Here is a 15,933-nt window from a genome sequence, read left to right on the forward strand (position 1 = left end):
TTACTTATAGTGATGACTGGCGGCTTCGCCGGACGGTTGCGGGCTCGCTCCGTTCGCCGTGGCGCCGGCCTTCTCCAGTGTGTAACCGAGACCGCGTACCGTGATGATCTTCGCGCCGCTCGGCTCGATCTTCTTGCGCAGCCGGTGAACGTAGACCTCGATCGCGTTGTTGCTGACTTCCTCGCCCCATTCGCACAGGTGATTGACGAGCTGTTCCTTCGACACGAGCCGGCCGGTTCTTTGCAGCAGCACTTCGAGCACGCCGAGTTCACGCGCGGACAGATCGATCACCTGTTCGCCGATCGTCGCGATGCGCCCGACCTGATCGAACGATAGCGAGCCGTGCTTCACCACCGTCGGGCCGCCGCCCGCGCCGCGCCGGGTCAGCGCCCGCACGCGCGCTTCGAGCTCGTTCAGCGCGAAGGGCTTGGCCATATAGTCATCCGCGCCGAGATCGAGCCCCTTCACGCGTTCGTCGACGCTGTCGGCCGCGGTCAGGATCAGCACGGGCATCTGCGAGTTGCGCGCGCGCAGGCGCCGCAGCACTTCCAGCCCGGACATGAGCGGCAGCCCGAGATCGAGGATCAGCAGGTCGAAGGTCTGCAGCGAGAGGGCGGTGTCCGCCTCGACGCCATGCCTGACATGGTCGACGGCGTATCCCGATTGGCGGAGTGATCGGACGAGGCCGTCCGCGAGTATGCTGTCGTCTTCGGCAATGAGGATTCGCATCGTCGTGTGCGCCTTTGTACGCCTTGCCTGCGCGATGAGGCGCATCGGCATTGCCGGCACCGTTTGTCGCCCGGCGCGGCGGTCTCCAGGTGTTTTGCGGTTTTTGCGCGGTTCGCGCGGCGTGGCAAAAAAGAGAGCGCCACGACGATCGTGCTTGCAAAAACCACTGTTTTTTTATACAGTGTCTGCGTGAGTGCCGAAGGTGGCTTTCGCATGCTCAAAGATACGCTCAATGAGCATTTAAAGAGCCCGTGCGCACTGCCTCAGACGCCGTTCATCATAGCAAAGGACGATTCATGGAAGAAAGCAAGAAAGGCCCGGCTGGAATGACTGCGGAGAAGAGCAAGGCCCTGGCCGCCGCGCTCTCGCAGATCGAAAAGCAATTCGGCAAAGGGTCGATCATGCGGCTCGGCGCAGGTGAGGCGGTCGAAGACATTCAGGTGGTTTCCACTGGTTCGCTCGGACTGGACATCGCGCTCGGCGTCGGCGGCCTGCCGCGCGGCCGCGTCGTGGAAATCTACGGTCCTGAGTCGTCGGGCAAGACCACGCTCACGCTGCAAGTGATCGCCGAGATGCAGAAACTCGGCGGCACGGCGGCGTTCATCGACGCGGAGCACGCGCTCGACGTGCAATACGCGCAAAAGCTCGGCGTGAACGCGCAGGATCTGCTGATCTCGCAGCCGGACACCGGCGAACAGGCGCTGGAAATCGCGGATGCGCTGGTGCGCTCGGGCTCCATCGACATGATCGTCATCGACTCGGTCGCGGCGCTCGTGCCGAAGGCCGAAATCGAAGGCGAAATGGGCGACTCGCTGCCCGGCCTGCAAGCGCGCCTGATGTCGCAGGCGCTGCGCAAGCTCACCGGCACCATCAAGCGCACGAACTGCCTCGTCATCTTCATCAACCAGATCCGCATGAAGATCGGCGTGATGTTCGGCAACCCGGAAACCACCACGGGCGGCAACGCGCTGAAGTTCTATTCGTCGGTGCGCCTGGATATCCGCCGCATTGGTTCGATCAAGAAGAACGACGAAGTCATCGGCAACGAGACGCGCGTGAAGGTCGTGAAGAACAAGGTGTCGCCGCCGTTCCGCGAAGCCATCTTCGACATTCTGTACGGCGAGGGCATTTCGCGTCAGGGCGAAATCATCGACCTGGGCGTGCAGGCCAAGCTGATCGACAAGGCGGGCGCCTGGTACAGCTACAACGGCGATCGCATCGGTCAGGGCAAGGACAACGCGCGTGAATTCCTGCGCGAGAACCCCGACATCGCGCGCGAGATCGAGAACAAGATCCGGGAATCGCTGGGCGTGGCTGCAATGGGCGAGGCCGTCGTCGCGGGCGCCGAAGTGGCGGGCGACGAGTAAGCACGAGCCCGAAGGACGATGCAGAAGCGCCGGTCCGGATCGAAGGCTGACACGGCGGATGAAGGAGCTGACGACAGTTCCGAATCCGTCGATCGCTACGAGCGAAGCAGCGAGCGGCGTGGTGCATCGTCGAAGTCAGGCGGATTCAAACGCGGTAACAAGGAACGCGCCGACGCGAAGCCATTCGCGTCGGCGCGTCGCGTTTCCGGAGCTGCCGGCGACAACGGTGAGGACGCGCAGGCGGGCGCAATCGATCGATCGACGCGTCTGGAACAAGCTCGCGCGCTGCTGAAGCAGGCAACCGAGCAACCCGAATCGCTTCGGGCGAGACGTGCGCCGGGCTCGCCTGAACCCGCCGGCAAGGTCTCGGAGCCGGCCCCGGCCCCGACGCCTTTCGCGGACCCTTTCGAAGACGCCGATCCGTTCGAGCCGTTCGAACAATGCGCGCCTTCCGAAGCGCCGCGCGCCGCTTCGAGCGAACCCGTTTACAGCCGCTCGAACCAACGTACCCGCAAGCCTTCGGCAGCCGAAGCCAGCAACCCCAAACGCCCGCAGCGCTCGCCGAAGGCGCGCGCGCTCGCGTTCCTCTCGCGTCGCGAGTACAGCCGCGCGGAGTTGTCGAGAAAACTGCGCCCGTACGTGGAAGAAGCCAGTTTGCTCGAATCCCTGCTCGATAGCCTCGAGCGCGACGGCTGGCTCTCGAACGAACGCTTCGTCGAGAGCGTCGTGCATCGGCGGGCGTCGCAAATGGGCGGCAGCAGGATCATCAGCGAGCTGAAGCGGCACGCCGTCGGCGATGCGCTCATCGGCGAAACGGCCGACAAGCTCGCTCGAACCGAGACGGCGCGCGCCCAGGCCGTCTGGGACAAGAAATACGGCGTCCTGCCCGAGACGCCCGGCGAGCGCGCCAAGCAGGCGCGCTTTCTCGCCGCGCGCGGTTTCTCGAGCAGTACCATCGGCAAGATTCTCAAGGGCGGCGACGAAGACTTGAGCGAAGAAATCGCCGACGAGTGAGCGTCAGGCGAGCGCCGCCTCGTCCCGCACGCACGTTCCATTCGTCAGGCGCATGCCCGGCTCGAAATACCCAATATGCTAAAATTGCACGGTTTTCCCCGTACCGGCTCACTGGCTCACTCTTAGCATGCCTCTCTCTCCTCCCGCTCCCCGACAATTGCGCCATCGCCGCGCGATTCGGTTGGAAGCGTTCGAGCGTGAGGATGGCCTCTGGGATATCGAAGCCTGTCTAACCGATGACAAGCCGCGCGACTTTCGCCTCGCGACGGGCGTCCGGCCACACGGCCTGCCGATCCATGAACTCTGGCTGCGCATCACCATCGACCGCAAGCTCACCATCGTCGACGCCGAAGCGTCGTCCGACTGGTCGCCCTATGGCGGTCTGTGCGCCGAGTCCAATTCCGCGTATCGCAAGCTCATCGGGCTCAATCTGCTCCAGAGTTTCCGCCGTGAAGCCAACAAGGTGCTGCGCGGCACGGCCGGCTGCACGCATCTCACCGAACTGTGCGGCGTCCTGCCCACGGCAGCCATCCAGGCGTTCGCAGGCGACGTCTGGAAGATCGAGGACGGCAATCCGTTCAAGCGAACCGACGAACCAGGCGCCGGCGCGACCGCGCCGCAGGACGAGCCGCCGTTTCAGCTCGGCCGGTGCCACGCGTTGCGCTTCGACGGACCGGCGGTCAGGGAGCATTACCCGCGCTGGTTCGGCTACGCGCCTGCCGGCCAAACGGAAGCGGGCGCCACGGCAGAAGACGGGCGAGAGACGTAGTTCGCCTCTTGCTGCCTGGTCCTCGCTCGCTCGGGCGCAAGGAATTCAAACAAGAATCGAAAAGAATCAGCGGTTCAAGCAAACAGAAGTTCACTCCAACTCTCAGACTGAAGGAATCACGCATGAAGATTCACGAGTACCAGGGTAAGGAAATCCTGCGGAAATTCGGCGTCGCGGTCCCGCGCGGCAAACCCGTGTTCTCGGTGGACGATGCGGTCAAGGCCGCGGAAGAGCTGGGCGGCCCGGTTTGGGTCGTCAAGGCGCAGATCCACGCCGGCGGCCGCGGTAAGGGCGGCGGCGTGAAGGTCGCGAAGTCGATCGAGCAGGTCCGCGAATACGCGAGCCAGATCCTCGGCATGCAGCTCGTCACGCACCAGACCGGCCCGGAAGGCCAGAAGGTGAATCGCCTGCTGATCGAAGAAGGCGCGGACATCAAGAAGGAACTGTACGTCGGCCTCGTGCTCGACCGTGTTTCGCAGAAGATCGTCGTGATGGCGTCGAGCGAAGGCGGCATGGACATCGAGGAAGTCGCGGAAAAGACGCCTGAACTGCTGCACAAGTTCGCCGTCGAGCCGTCGACCGGTCTGCAGGACAAGGACGCCGACGACCTCGCTCGCAAGATCGGCATTCCGGACGCATCGATCCCGCAGGCGCGCGCGATCCTGCAAGGCCTGTACAAGGCGTTCTACGAAACCGACGCATCGCTCGCGGAAATTAACCCGTTGATCGTGACCGGCGACGGCAAGGTCATCGCGCTCGACGCCAAGTTCAACTTCGATTCGAACGCGCTGTTCCGTCATCCGGAAATCGTCGCATACCGCGATCTGGACGAAGAAGATCCGGCTGAAGTCGAAGCGTCGAAGTTCGACCTCGCGTATATCTCGCTCGACGGCAACATCGGCTGTCTCGTGAACGGCGCGGGCCTCGCGATGGCGACGATGGACACCATCAAGCTGTTCGGCGGCGAGCCGGCCAACTTCCTCGACGTCGGCGGCGGCGCCACGACCGAGAAGGTGACGGAAGCCTTCAAGCTGATGCTGAAGAACCCGAACCTGAAGGCGATCCTCGTGAACATCTTCGGCGGCATCATGCGCTGCGACGTGATCGCGGAAGGCGTGATCGCGGCGTCGAAGGCGGTGCATCTGCAAGTGCCGCTCGTCGTGCGCATGAAGGGCACGAACGAAGACCTCGGCAAGAAGATGCTGGCGGACTCGGGCCTTCCGATCATCTCGGCCGACAGCATGGAAGAAGCCGCGCAGAAGGTCGTCGCGGCAGCCGAAGGCAAGTAAGCGCGCGCTTACCCAGCCTTAAGAGAGCGTTCCACCAGATACGAATGGCGGCGCTTGCATTTGCTTTGAGCGACGCCAAACGAACAGAGGTCACTACATGTCGATTCTGATCAACAAAGACACGAAGGTCATCACGCAGGGCATCACCGGCAAGACCGGCCAGTTCCACACGCGAGCCTGCCGCGAATACGCGAACGGCCGTGAAGCGTACGTCGCGGGTGTGAACCCGAAGCGTGCGGGCGAAGATTTCGAAGGTATTCCCATCTACGCGAGCGTCAAGGAAGCGAAGGCTGAAACCGGCGCGACCGTTTCGGTGATCTACGTGCCGCCCGCGGGCGCGGCCGCCGCGATCTGGGAAGCCGTCGAGGCCGATCTCGATCTCGCGATCTGCATCACGGAAGGCATTCCGGTTCGCGACATGCTGGAAATCAAGGACCGCATGCGCCGCGAAAACCGCAAGACGCTGCTGCTCGGACCGAACTGCCCCGGCACGATCACGCCGGACGAGCTGAAGATCGGCATCATGCCGGGCCACATTCACAAGAAGGGCCGCATCGGCGTCGTGTCTCGCTCGGGCACGCTGACGTATGAAGCGGTCGGCCAGCTGACGGCGCTGGGTCTCGGCCAGTCGTCGGCGGTCGGCATCGGCGGCGATCCGATCAACGGTCTCAAGCACATCGACGTGATGAAGATGTTCAACGACGATCCGGAGACGGACGCCGTCATCATGATCGGCGAGATCGGCGGTCCGGACGAAGCGAACGCCGCTTACTGGATCAAGGACAACATGAAGAAGCCGGTGGTCGGCTTCATCGCGGGCGTGACGGCGCCTCCGGGCAAGCGCATGGGCCACGCAGGCGCGCTGATCTCGGGCGGTGCGGACACGGCGGAAGCCAAGCTCGAAATCATGGACGCGTGCGGCATCAAGGTCACGAAGAATCCGTCGGAGATGGGCCGTCTGCTGAAGTCGGTGCTCTGATACATCGAGCAGGCAAAATACGCCGGGGTTTGGTACTCTTACTGATTCCTTTCGTATAAGCCGATAAGAAGCGAGGGAGCGCTGCTTCCTCGCTTTTTTCATTTCGGCCACTGCTTTCGCTTCGCTACATGCTCGAATTTTTTTCGACCCTTCACTGGGGCGCGGTCGTTCAGATCATCCTGATCGACATTTTGCTTGGGGGCGACAATGCCGTCGTGATCGCGCTCGCCTGCCGCAACCTGCCCGACCAGCAGCGCACGCGCGGCATCGTGCTCGGCACGCTCGGCGCGATTGCGCTGCGCGTCGTGCTGATCGCCTTCGCGGTCATGCTGCTCGACGTTCCGTTCCTCAAGTTCCTGGGCGGACTGCTGCTGCTGTGGATCGGTCTGAAGCTGATGCAGCCGGATCACGACGAGCATCAGATCAACGCGTCGGACCGGCTGTGGGCGGCGGTGAAGACGATCATCATCGCGGATGCTGTGATGAGCCTCGACAACGTGATCGCGATCGCGGGCGCGGCGGAGGCGGCCGACCCGCATCATCGCCTCGCGCTGGTGATCTTCGGCCTCATCGTGAGCATTCCGCTCATCGTGTGGGGCAGCACGCTGGTGCTGAAGCTGCTCGATCGCTTTCCTGTCGTCGTGCTGATCGGCGCGGGGCTGCTCGGGTGGATCGCGGGCGGGCTCATCATCGACGATCCCTTCATCGATCGCTGGCCCGCGCTCAATACCGAGCTCGTCGGTTATGCGGCGCGCGTCATCGGTGCGTTGCTGGTCGTTGCCGTCGGCTGGCTGCTCAAGCGCCGCGCGCTCGCCGACGGCAATCGAGCGGCGGGCTGATCCCATTCGTTACGGCACGACCGCTTAGGCCGTTCGGCCGACTGTCGCTTTTTTGGCTCCCTCAATACGATCGAAGCGTCCTGTCCGCATCGCGCGGCAGGGCGCTTTTTCGTGGCGTCTTTCGTATTTCTGGGAGCAGCAATGACGATGTTGGCTTGTGGTTTAAATGCGCCGCCGGAACGGCGCGCATTGTGGTTCGGACGTGCGCAGGAGGTACTGGCGCGCGGCTTCACCCTGATCGAATTGATGATCGTGCTGGCGATCGTCGGCGTGGTCGCGGCTTACGCGATTCCCGCGTATCAGGACTATCTGGCGCGAAGCCGCGTGGGCGAGGGCATATCGCTCGCGGCGTCGGCGCGCCTCGCGGTGGCGGAGAACGCGGCGAGCGGCGCGGATCTCGCGGGCGGCTATGCGTCGCCGCCGGGCACGCGCAACGTCGAGTCCATTCACGTCGACAGCGACACCGGCCAGATCACGATCGCGTATTCGACGCGCGTCGCGCCCGCGGGCTCGAACACGCTCGTGCTTGTGCCCTCGACTCCCGATAACGCGGATACCCCCACGGCGCGGATCGCACTCACCCGCGGCGCGGTGCAGGCAGGCTCGCTGACGTGGGAATGCTTTGCGGCGACGAAGACGGCGTCGTCGCTGCCCGCGCCGGGTGCGGGGCCGTTGCCGACCGAAGCGCCGGGCTTGCCGGCCAATCTCGCACCGCCGGAATGCCGCGCGTAAGCAGTGCGAAAGAGCGAAGCGCAGGGAACGGGCGCGGCGGCAGGAATTACGGCTCCCCCGCGCCTCGAAGCGTCGTTTTTGCGCGAAAAACAGCCATTTCGTCGCAAATCCCGCCGTTCGCCGGACAGCGGGGGCAAAGTTTTGTATAGTGCGCCGGTTGCCGACGTTCCCTGTCCCTCATGCCTTCCCAATACGCGCGTTTTCTCTGCTTTGCAGTCCTGTGTCTCGCCTTGACGATTCCTTTCGCTGTCGTCAACCACACGTATCCGATCCCGACTTTCTACGCCGAATATAGCGCGCTTGCGCTTTATCTCGCGCTCGGCGCGACGGTCGCGCTGCTCGTGCGCGTTGCCGAGCCGAAGGTGCAGTTCGCCTCCCCGGTCGTGGCGCTGATGCCGCTCGCGTTCGGCCTGCTGCTCGTCGCCCAGACCGTGCTGCTGCCCATTGCGCAGCCGTCGATGAACTGGCTGGGCGGCGCGTATCTGCTCGCGTCTTTCGTCGCGGTGCATACCGGCTTCGGGCTTGCGCGCGCGGGGCTCGCGGAGAAGGCGCTGCGCATCGGCGCGGCGGCGTTGATGCTAGGCGGCCTGTTCGCGGTCTTCTGCCAGATCGTGCAGCTCTTTCACCTCGAAGTGAAGTTTACGCCGTTCGTCGTCGCGTACAACGTGACGGTCGAACGGCGTCCGTTCGGCAACATGGCGCAGGCGAATCACCTTGCAACGGTCATCGCCTTCGCGATGGCGGGGGCGCTCTATTTCGTGCAGTCGCGCCGTCTGCCGGTCGTCCTGTGGCTCGTGCTGTCGGCGGTGTATTCGCTGGGGCTCGCGCTCACGGTGTCGCGCGGGCCGTGGCTGCAGACAGGCGTGATCGTCGTCGCCGGGTTCTGGATGGCCGTCGTGCTGGGGCGGCCGATCGCGTCCGAAGGCTTCGACGGACCGGGCCGGCGCGACCTGCGCGCGTGGCTCGTGCCGATCCTGCTTGCGATCCTGTTCTTCGCGGTGAACGCGGCGGTGCGCTGGGCGAACACGCGTTACGACTTCGGACTCGCGCAATCGGCGGCCGAGCGCATGCAGGACGCGAATCAGATCGCGCCGCGCCTCGCGCTCTGGAAATACGGCTGGACGATGTTCAAGACGCATCCGCTGCTGGGCGTCGGCTGGGGCGAGTTTCCGCGCTATCAGTTCGATCTCGTGCGCGATCTGGGCGGCGTGGAGATCGCGAACAACGCGCACGACATCTTCATCGATCTGCTCGCGAAAACGGGCGCGCTCGGCGTGGCGATCCTGCTCCTGGGCGTCGTGCTCTGGCTGATCCGCGTGCTGCGCGCGCCGCAGACGCCGGCGCGCATCTTCGCGCTGTCGCTGCTCGGCGTGCTGATGATGCACGCGCTCGTCGAGTATCCGCAGCAGTACATGTTCTTTCTGATGCCGGCGATGCTCGTCATCGGCCTGCTGGAGACGCGGCCTTTGCGGCTGGTCGCGCGGCCGCTGTCGTATGGCGTGTATGTCGTGCTCGTGCTCGGCGGGCTCGCGGCGCTCTATCCGACGCTGCGCGATTACAACCGCGCCGAAGTGCTCTACTACGGCTCGCGGCCGGCCGAGCAGTATCGCGACAATCCGTCGTTCCTGTTCACGGCGTGGGGCGAATACGGCGCGGCGACGCTCTTGACGATCAATGCGCAGAATGTCGAGGAGAAACTTGCCGCGCATCGCAAGGCGATCGCGCTGTTGCCGGGCGAGACCGTGTTGCGGCGGTATGCGGTGCTGCAGGCATTGGCCGGACAGAACGCCGAGGCGCTCGATACGATGGCGCGGCTGAAGATTTTCGCGACCGAGCTACACGACTGGCCGAAGCAGTTGGCGGCCGTCTACGATCTCGTCGATGAGGCGGGCCGGCCGCTGACGTCGTTCAAGGCGGATCTGATGAAGCTGTATGGCGTGCCGGCGCAGAATCAATCGCCTTCGACAGAAGACGACGAGGACGATGACGGGGAGTGAGGCGGCGTCAGGGTGTCGGCGATGCGTGATCTTCCGCCACCCAATCCCCCGACTTCCCCCCATGCTTCTCCATCACCCGCACGTTCGTGATGGTCATCCCCCGGTCCACCGCCTTGCACATGTCGTAAATCGTGAGCAACCCGACCTGCACGGCGGTCAGCGCTTCCATCTCCACGCCGGTTCGTCCGACCGTCTCCACGCGCACCTCGCAATGCACGCCCGGCAGCGCCTCGTCGATCGTGAAATCCACCGCGACGCGCGTGAGCGCCAGCGGATGACACAGCGGAATCAGATCGGCGGTGCGCTTCGCGCCCTGAATCGCCGCGATGCGCGCGACGCCGAGCACATCGCCCTTTTTCGCGCGGCCTTCGCGGATCAGCGCGAGCGTGCTTTCGAGCATCGCGATCGAGCCGCGCGCGATCGCGACGCGCCGCGTCTCGCCCTTGTCGCCGACGTCGACCATGTGCGCCTCGCCGGCGGCATCGAAATGTGTGAGTCCGGACATAGCGTCTCCTTCGAGTGGGCGCCTATCATACCAGCGTGAATTCGCGCGGTTTTTCGCCGGGCACTGCGCGCGGACGTCATTCGCCGGCGAGACGGGACGTCTCCGGCGCAACACTTGATACGATAAGCCCGTTTTGGTTTTGAGCGGACCATCGGCGCCGCGCCGGTTTCGCGCCATGCATTCGACACGTCCGAGCCGCGTGCTCATCTCCCTGCTGTGCCTCGCCCTCGCCATGCCGCCCGCGGCGCTGGCGCAATCAACTGCGCCCGTCGGCGGCGCCTCGGACGCGGCCGGTTCGACCGGCACGCTCGCCGCGTCGGCGCTGCGTTCATCGCAGGAAAAGGCCGGCGGCGGCGTGCCCGGCAACGTCGCCGAAGGCGTGTTCGGCGTCTATGGCGGCGCCGAGAGCCGGTTCGCGAACCGGCCCGGCACGATGTCCGGCCTGCGCGCGCCGCTCTCGTCGGTGCAACTGCCCGATCTCGGCGACGGTTCCGGCGGCTCGCTCACGCCCCAGGCCGAGCGCAAGGTCGGCGAGCGGATGATGCGTGAAGTGCGCGCCGACCCCGACTATCTCGACGACTGGCTGCTGCGCGACTATCTCGACTCGATCTCGTCGAAGCTGTCGGCCGCGGCGGCCACGCAGTATCTCGGGGGCTACCGGCCCGATTTCGACCTCTTCGCGGTGCGCGATCCGCAGATCAACGCGTTTTCGATGCCCGGCGGCTTCATCGGCGTGAATACCGGGCTGATCGCGGCGACGCAGACCGAATCGGAGCTCGCATCGGTCATCGGCCACGAAATGGGGCACGTGCTCCAGCGCCACATCGCGCGGATGCTCGGCGCGCAGGAAAAGAGCAGCTATGCGGCGCTCGCCGGCATGCTCGCCGGCCTGCTCGCGGGCCTGCTGGCGCACAGCGGCGATCTCGGCATGGGCATCGCGATGGGCGGCCAGGCGTTCGCGGTCGACAATCAGCTGCGTTTTTCGCGCGCGGCCGAGCACGAGGCCGATCGCGTCGGCTTTCAGATGCTGGCCGCCGCAGGCTACGATCCCTACGCGATGGCGGCATTCTTCGAGCGCCTCGACCGCTCGGCGATGGCCGACAACGGCGTGCCGCCCTACGTCCGCACACATCCGCTCACGACCGAGCGCATCGCCGACATGGAAGGCCGTGCGCGGCGCGTGCCGTACCGGCAGCCGCGCCAGTCGGTGGAGTACGCATTCGTGCGCGCCCGCGCGCGCGTGCTGCAGGTGAACTACGCGAGCGATTATCGCGAGGTCGCGAGCCGGCTCAGGTCGGAAATCGAAGACCAGACGGCGCTCAATCCGGCGGCGAACTGGTACGGCATCGCGCTGGCGCAATCGCTGATGGGCGATTACGGCGCCGCCAGCGACGCGCTCGCGAAAGCGCGGCGGCTGTTCGAGGGCGAGGAGGCCAGCACGGCGGCGGCATCGGCGCAGGCTCGGCAGGAGGCGCAGGCGCTCGCCCCCGCGGCGACGGCTGCAAAGACGGCTTCGACAGTGGCGCAAACGCCATCGCAGAAAGGCAGCGCCGGCGCCGGCCAATCGCTGAGCAACGCCGACGCCTCGATGATCGCGACGCCGCTCAACGGCGCGCGCGCCCCGCTCAACCTCGGCAAGAGCACGCAACCCGAACCCTCGCCGGCGCGCCCGCCGCGCTCGTTCGGCGACATCGCGCTCGCGCCGATCCGTGTCGAGGGCGGATCTGCGCCGTCACCGAAACCGCAGCCCGCGCCGCAGGCCCAGCGCAGCTCGCCGAGCCTCGACGTGCTCGCCGCCGACATCGCGCGCCGCGCCGGCCGCAACGACGAGGCGATCCGTCTCGCCGAGATCGCCCAGAAGCGCTGGCCGGAATCGCACGCGGCCATCGACGTGCATTTGCAGGCGCTGCTCGCCGCGCGCCGCTATGCCGAAGCGCAGGCGCTCGCACGGCGCGAAACGCGCGCCGAGCCGACGCGGCCCGACTGGTGGCTCTATCTCGCCCAGGCGAGCGCGGGGCTCAACGATCCGCTGCGGCAGCATCAGGCGATGGCGGAAAAGTTCGCGCTCGACGGCGCGTGGCCGTCCGCGATCCGCCAGTTGAAGGAGGCGCGCGACGTGAAGAACGTGAGCTTCTACGATCTGTCGACGATATCGGCGCGCCTGCGCGATTTCGAGATGCGCTACAAGGAAGAGCGCGAGCAGGAGAAGAACGGCTAGCTCAGCTGGCTGATGCCGCCCGAGCCGCCGGACTCGAAACGAAGCCGAAGCGATTCGCGACTTCCGCCCGCGCGATCATCGACACGGGAAGATCGACGCCCGCGCGCCAGTGAAAGACGCCGCTCTTGCCGGCATCGTCGAGCGAGGCGTGGTTCGCGAACAGTTCGAGATCGTGGTCGTGCAGCGCGGCCACGCGCGCGGGCGAGGCGTCATCGGAAAAGAGGATGCCGCCTTCGTCGTCGATCCACACATGCGCCGGCTCGAACGCCGCGCCGGCCTGATCGGTCAGGCGCAAGGCACCGTCCACCGCGTGCAGGCGCACGATCCACGGCGTATACGCCAGCTCCACATACACGCGCTGCGGGCCGTTCTGGAAGAACCACTGGCCGTCGGCATCGCTTTCGTAGTTGCGATTGATGAAGCCGAGCAGCGCCTCGTGCCGGATCGGCGTGCCAAGCTCACCGGCGGCTTGCGCGGCGTCGTCGCGCATGCGCCACTGGCCGCGCCGGTCGAGCAGCAGCCAGCCGGTGCAATGCGGAACGTTGGGCCATTTGGCGAGCGCCTGCTTGACGATTTCATCCATGATGGTTCACGAAACGAAGTTCTCCAGATAACCGAACACGCGCAGCGACAGCCAGTCGATCCGGCCCGGGAACGGCCCCGTCATGAATCCGACGTGTCCGCCGTGGTTCGGCTGATCGAGCGTGACGCGCTCGGACACTTCCGCGAGCGACGGCAGCGCGAATTCCGGCAGGAACGGATCGTTGCGCGCGTTCAACAGCAGCGCGGGCACTTCGATGCGCTTCAGATGCGCGCGGATGGTCGCGGTCGACCAGTAGTGATCGGTGTTGCGAAAGCCGTGCAAGGGCGCGGTCACGACGTTGTCGAACTCGTACAGCGTGCGCGCGGCGAGCACGGCATCGCGGTCGTAAAGCCCGGGATACTGCCCGAGCTTCGCGAGCGCCTTCTTCTTCAGCGATTTCAGGAAGCTGCGCGTATAGACCATGCCGAAGCCCTGCGAGATCGCCTCGCCGCCGGCGTGGACGTCGAGCGGCGCGGAGATGGCCGCCGCCGCGCTGACGATCGACGCATCCTTGCCGCGCTCGCACAGCCAGTGCAGGAGCACGTTGCCGCCGAGCGAGACCCCCGCCGCGACGATCGGGCCGCGATGCGATTGCGCGAGCCGTCGCAGGATCCAGTCGACTTCGGCGCTGTCGGCGAGGTGATAGAAGCGCGGCAGCAGGTTGAGCGGCCCGCTGCAACTGCGGAAATGCGGCACGACGCCATGCCAGCCGCGCGCCTGCGCCGCGGCCATCATCGTGCGGGCGTAGTGCGAGTCGGAGTTTCCCTCGAGACCGTGGAAGAGCACGAAGAGCGGGGCGGTCGCGGCGGGTTCGTCGCCGGGATCGTGCGCCAGGAAGTCGAGATCGATGAAATCGCCGTCGGGCGTGCTCCAGCGTTCGCGCCGGTAGCGCACGGCGGGCTTGCGGCCGAACAGCGCCGGGACGATGGTCTGCGCGTGACTCGTTGGCAGCCAGCGCGGCGCGCTGTAGAGCCACTCCGAGCCCGGCGGCGCGAGCATGCGCGCGGTTTCCCTCAGTGCCACGGCGGGCGCCTTGTCCACGAACGACGAATCGTGTTTCAACAACGGATCGCGCTTCATGGCCCCTCCCCGACGAACGTCTTTCCAGCGCTTCAATGCTTCAATGCAGCGGTCCCTGACCGTGACGCAGCTTGGCCGCGAACTGTCCCGCCGTTTCCAGCGGCATCGCGCTCGCGTGGATATGCGCGATGCGCCACTCGCCGCGCTCATGAACCATCACGTAGGTCGTGTAGATCATGCGCGGCGCCCCGGTCGACGCGGCCGGCTGATGCGCCTCGGCGATCGCATACACCACCGTGCCGAGGCTGTCGTACACGCGGATATCGAGCGGCTCGATGGTCACCGGCTGCGCTTCGAATTGCTTGCCGAGACCGGCGCGTATGCTTTCCAGCCCATGCAGATGCGTGCCGTCCGGGCAGACGCAGGTGGCGAACTCCTCGTCGAGCCACAACGACATCACGGTGTCGATGCTGTTGTCCGCGACGGCCTGATAGTAAGCGTTGAGGGTGTCGGCGGCGGCTTCGAAGAGGCGGGCGAAACGTGGCATGGCTCGTGGGTCTCTGGCATTCGGTGCAGGCGGCGCGTGCGGCCACTGATGGCGGCGGAGCAACGGGACGGCGCGCTGCATCGGTCATTGGTCAAAGCATGCCCCCGTTCGGAGACATTCGCGTGTCCGCGTCCGCACACACGGCTGGGAAACCGCCTGAAAACGCCGATGCGGGCGCGCGATCCGACGCGCGCCCGCAACATCAACGATGCGCGAGCAGCATGCCGCGCAAGTCGCCGAAAACCTGCTCGGCGGTGAGTTCGCGAAGGCAGTTCAGATGGCCGAGCGGACACTCGCGGGCAAAGCACGGACTGCATTCAAGATGCAGCCATTGTACCTTTGCGAGATCGGACAAGGGCGGCGTGTGGCGCGGATCGGTCGAGCCGTAGACCGCGACGAGCGGGCGGCGCGAGGCCGCCGCGACGTGCATGAGGCCGGAATCGTTGGTGACGACCGCGCTCGCCCGGGAAATCAGCGCGCACGCCTCGCCGAGCGAGGTCTGGCCGCACAGGTTGCGCACGTTCGGCGCGCGGTCCGCGATGGCCTGCGCGATCGGCGCATCCTTCTTCGAGCCCAGCGCGACGATGCGCGCGTACGGGAACGACTGCGCGATGAACTGCGCGAGCGACGCGAAATGTTCCGGCGGCCAGCGCTTGGCCGGGCCGTACTCCGCGCCGGGGCAGAACACGACGAGCGGCGTGCGCGTATCGAGGTTGAAGCGCGCCGAGACGCGCGCGGCTTCGTTCGGATCGGATTCGAGGCGCGGCACGGGGAGCGTCTGCGCATCGGGTTGCGCGGCGGCTTCGGGCTGCGCGAAGCGGTCGATGAACGGCAGCTTCGCGCCCGGCGCGTAGGCCAGCGCCGCGTAATGGGCGGTCATCGGCGGACGCTCGGTCTTCGGCGGATTCGCGTGCCGCACGTTGAGCAGCCCGTAGCGGCTCTCGCCCGTATAGCCGATGCGCAGGTTGATGCCCGCCATCCACGGAATCAGCGCGGACTTCACCGAGTTGGGCAGCACGTAGGCGGCGTCGTAGCCGACATCGCGCAAGTCGCTCGCGAGCTGCCAGCGGCGCAGCAGTTGCAGCTTGCCGTGGGCGAGGTCCGTCGCGTAGACGTCGCGGATCTCAGGCATGCGCTCGAGCACGGGCGCGACCCAGCTGGGCGCCACGGCATCGATCGCGATGCGCGGATGCAGCTTCCTCAGAAGCGTGAAGAGCGGCTGCGCCATCAATGCGTCACCGATCCAGTTCGGTGCTATAACCAGCGCGCGGCGCATCTGTCGTTATCCGATCTCAAAAAAGAAACGCGGCTCGCCGCCTTGGGGCGAGTCGTCAGTTGTCGTGGG

General features: G+C 65.9%; 15 protein-coding genes. 9 read left to right on the plus strand and 6 right to left on the minus strand.

Going from position 1 to position 15,933, the window contains the following annotated elements:
• Entirely contained in the window at window positions 1-729 is a 729-nt protein-coding gene (locus tag AWB83_RS17405) for a response regulator transcription factor (protein ID WP_087046912.1), read from the minus strand.
• A gap of 296 nt (window positions 730-1,025) precedes the next feature.
• On the opposite strand from AWB83_RS17405, the gene recA reads away from it, so the two are divergent.
• From recA to AWB83_RS17445, 8 genes are all read left to right on the plus strand, one after another.
• Window positions 1,026-2,096 (plus strand): recombinase RecA, encoded by a 1,071-nt coding sequence (recA, locus tag AWB83_RS17410; RefSeq protein WP_087046850.1) that lies wholly within the window; start codon window positions 1,026-1,028, stop codon window positions 2,094-2,096.
• Window positions 2,097-2,114: 18 nt separating this feature from the next.
• On the plus strand, window positions 2,115-3,110 hold the full coding sequence (gene recX, locus AWB83_RS17415) for a recombination regulator RecX (protein ID WP_087046851.1): 996 nt from the start codon (window positions 2,115-2,117) through the stop codon (window positions 3,108-3,110).
• A gap of 127 nt (window positions 3,111-3,237) precedes the next feature.
• A complete protein-coding gene (locus AWB83_RS17420; protein WP_087046852.1) occupies window positions 3,238-3,879 on the plus strand; it encodes a DUF2889 domain-containing protein in 642 nt (213 codons plus the stop codon).
• 107 nt (window positions 3,880-3,986) lie between these two features.
• Entirely contained in the window at window positions 3,987-5,168 is a 1,182-nt protein-coding gene (sucC, locus tag AWB83_RS17425) for an ADP-forming succinate--CoA ligase subunit beta (RefSeq protein ID WP_341866717.1), read from the plus strand.
• A gap of 97 nt (window positions 5,169-5,265) precedes the next feature.
• Entirely contained in the window at window positions 5,266-6,147 is an 882-nt protein-coding gene (gene sucD / locus AWB83_RS17430) for a succinate--CoA ligase subunit alpha (protein WP_087046854.1), read from the plus strand.
• A 128-nt stretch (window positions 6,148-6,275) separates the two neighbouring features.
• Window positions 6,276-6,986, plus strand: a complete 711-nt coding sequence (locus tag AWB83_RS17435; RefSeq protein WP_087046855.1) for a TerC family protein — start codon at window positions 6,276-6,278, stop codon at window positions 6,984-6,986.
• A 141-nt stretch (window positions 6,987-7,127) separates the two neighbouring features.
• The gene (locus AWB83_RS17440; protein ID WP_087046856.1) at window positions 7,128-7,718 is read left to right on the plus strand and encodes a pilin; all 591 of its coding nucleotides are present in this window, start codon (window positions 7,128-7,130) and stop codon (window positions 7,716-7,718) included.
• Window positions 7,719-7,897: 179 nt separating this feature from the next.
• Window positions 7,898-9,715 (plus strand): PglL family O-oligosaccharyltransferase, encoded by a 1,818-nt coding sequence (locus AWB83_RS17445; protein ID WP_087046857.1) that lies wholly within the window; start codon window positions 7,898-7,900, stop codon window positions 9,713-9,715.
• Window positions 9,716-9,722: 7 nt separating this feature from the next.
• On the opposite strand, the gene moaC is transcribed toward AWB83_RS17445, so the two are convergent.
• Window positions 9,723-10,220 (minus strand): cyclic pyranopterin monophosphate synthase MoaC, encoded by a 498-nt coding sequence (gene moaC / locus AWB83_RS17450; protein ID WP_087046858.1) that lies wholly within the window; start codon window positions 10,218-10,220, stop codon window positions 9,723-9,725.
• 175 nt (window positions 10,221-10,395) lie between these two features.
• Here moaC and AWB83_RS17455 point away from each other — a divergent pair, with 175 nt between their 5' ends.
• Window positions 10,396-12,438 carry a M48 family metalloprotease gene (locus tag AWB83_RS17455; RefSeq protein WP_087046859.1) on the plus strand — a complete coding sequence of 681 codons (2,043 nt, stop codon included), beginning with the start codon at window positions 10,396-10,398 and terminating at the stop codon, window positions 12,436-12,438.
• Window position 12,439: 1 nt separating this feature from the next.
• Here AWB83_RS17455 and AWB83_RS17460 read toward each other — a convergent pair whose 3' ends face one another.
• The 4 genes from AWB83_RS17460 to waaF all read right to left on the minus strand — a co-directional run bounded on the left by AWB83_RS17460 (window position 12,440) and on the right by waaF (window position 15,864).
• Window positions 12,440-13,021: a DUF2946 family protein gene (locus tag AWB83_RS17460; RefSeq protein ID WP_087046860.1), complete on the minus strand. Its 582-nt coding sequence runs from the start codon at window positions 13,019-13,021 to the stop codon at window positions 12,440-12,442.
• 6 nt (window positions 13,022-13,027) lie between these two features.
• The gene (locus tag AWB83_RS17465; RefSeq protein ID WP_087046861.1) at window positions 13,028-14,101 is read right to left on the minus strand and encodes a YheT family hydrolase; all 1,074 of its coding nucleotides are present in this window, start codon (window positions 14,099-14,101) and stop codon (window positions 13,028-13,030) included.
• Window positions 14,102-14,141: 40 nt separating this feature from the next.
• Window positions 14,142-14,588, minus strand: a complete 447-nt coding sequence (locus AWB83_RS17470; RefSeq protein WP_087046862.1) for a nuclear transport factor 2 family protein — start codon at window positions 14,586-14,588, stop codon at window positions 14,142-14,144.
• A gap of 202 nt (window positions 14,589-14,790) precedes the next feature.
• Window positions 14,791-15,864: a lipopolysaccharide heptosyltransferase II gene (gene waaF / locus AWB83_RS17475; RefSeq protein WP_087046863.1), complete on the minus strand. Its 1,074-nt coding sequence runs from the start codon at window positions 15,862-15,864 to the stop codon at window positions 14,791-14,793.
• Between the last annotated feature and the right edge of the window lie 69 nt (window positions 15,865-15,933).

The sequence above is a fragment of the Caballeronia ptereochthonis genome, from assembly GCF_001545075.1.
Taxonomy (GTDB): domain Bacteria; phylum Pseudomonadota; class Gammaproteobacteria; order Burkholderiales; family Burkholderiaceae; genus Caballeronia; species Caballeronia ptereochthonis.

Bases quoted from the DNA above. Each gene is read 5' to 3' on its own strand.
- AWB83_RS17405 (WP_087046912.1), bottom strand. From the start codon at position 729: ATGCGAATCCTCATTGCCGAAGACGACAGCATACTCGCGGACGGCCTC.
- recA (WP_087046850.1), top strand. From the start codon at position 1,026: ATGGAAGAAAGCAAGAAAGGCCCGGCTGGAATGACTGCGGAGAAGAGC.
- recX (WP_087046851.1), top strand. From the start codon at position 2,115: ATGCAGAAGCGCCGGTCCGGATCGAAGGCTGACACGGCGGATGAAGGA.
- AWB83_RS17420 (WP_087046852.1), top strand. From the start codon at position 3,238: ATGCCTCTCTCTCCTCCCGCTCCCCGACAATTGCGCCATCGCCGCGCG.
- sucD (WP_087046854.1), top strand. From the start codon at position 5,266: ATGTCGATTCTGATCAACAAAGACACGAAGGTCATCACGCAGGGCATC.
- AWB83_RS17435 (WP_087046855.1), top strand. From the start codon at position 6,276: ATGCTCGAATTTTTTTCGACCCTTCACTGGGGCGCGGTCGTTCAGATC.
- AWB83_RS17440 (WP_087046856.1), top strand. From the start codon at position 7,128: ATGACGATGTTGGCTTGTGGTTTAAATGCGCCGCCGGAACGGCGCGCA.
- AWB83_RS17445 (WP_087046857.1), top strand. From the start codon at position 7,898: ATGCCTTCCCAATACGCGCGTTTTCTCTGCTTTGCAGTCCTGTGTCTC.
- moaC (WP_087046858.1), bottom strand. From the start codon at position 10,220: ATGTCCGGACTCACACATTTCGATGCCGCCGGCGAGGCGCACATGGTC.
- AWB83_RS17455 (WP_087046859.1), top strand. From the start codon at position 10,396: ATGCATTCGACACGTCCGAGCCGCGTGCTCATCTCCCTGCTGTGCCTC.
- AWB83_RS17460 (WP_087046860.1), bottom strand. From the start codon at position 13,021: ATGGATGAAATCGTCAAGCAGGCGCTCGCCAAATGGCCCAACGTTCCG.
- AWB83_RS17465 (WP_087046861.1), bottom strand. From the start codon at position 14,101: ATGAAGCGCGATCCGTTGTTGAAACACGATTCGTCGTTCGTGGACAAG.
- AWB83_RS17470 (WP_087046862.1), bottom strand. From the start codon at position 14,588: ATGCCACGTTTCGCCCGCCTCTTCGAAGCCGCCGCCGACACCCTCAAC.
- waaF (WP_087046863.1), bottom strand. From the start codon at position 15,864: ATGCGCCGCGCGCTGGTTATAGCACCGAACTGGATCGGTGACGCATTG.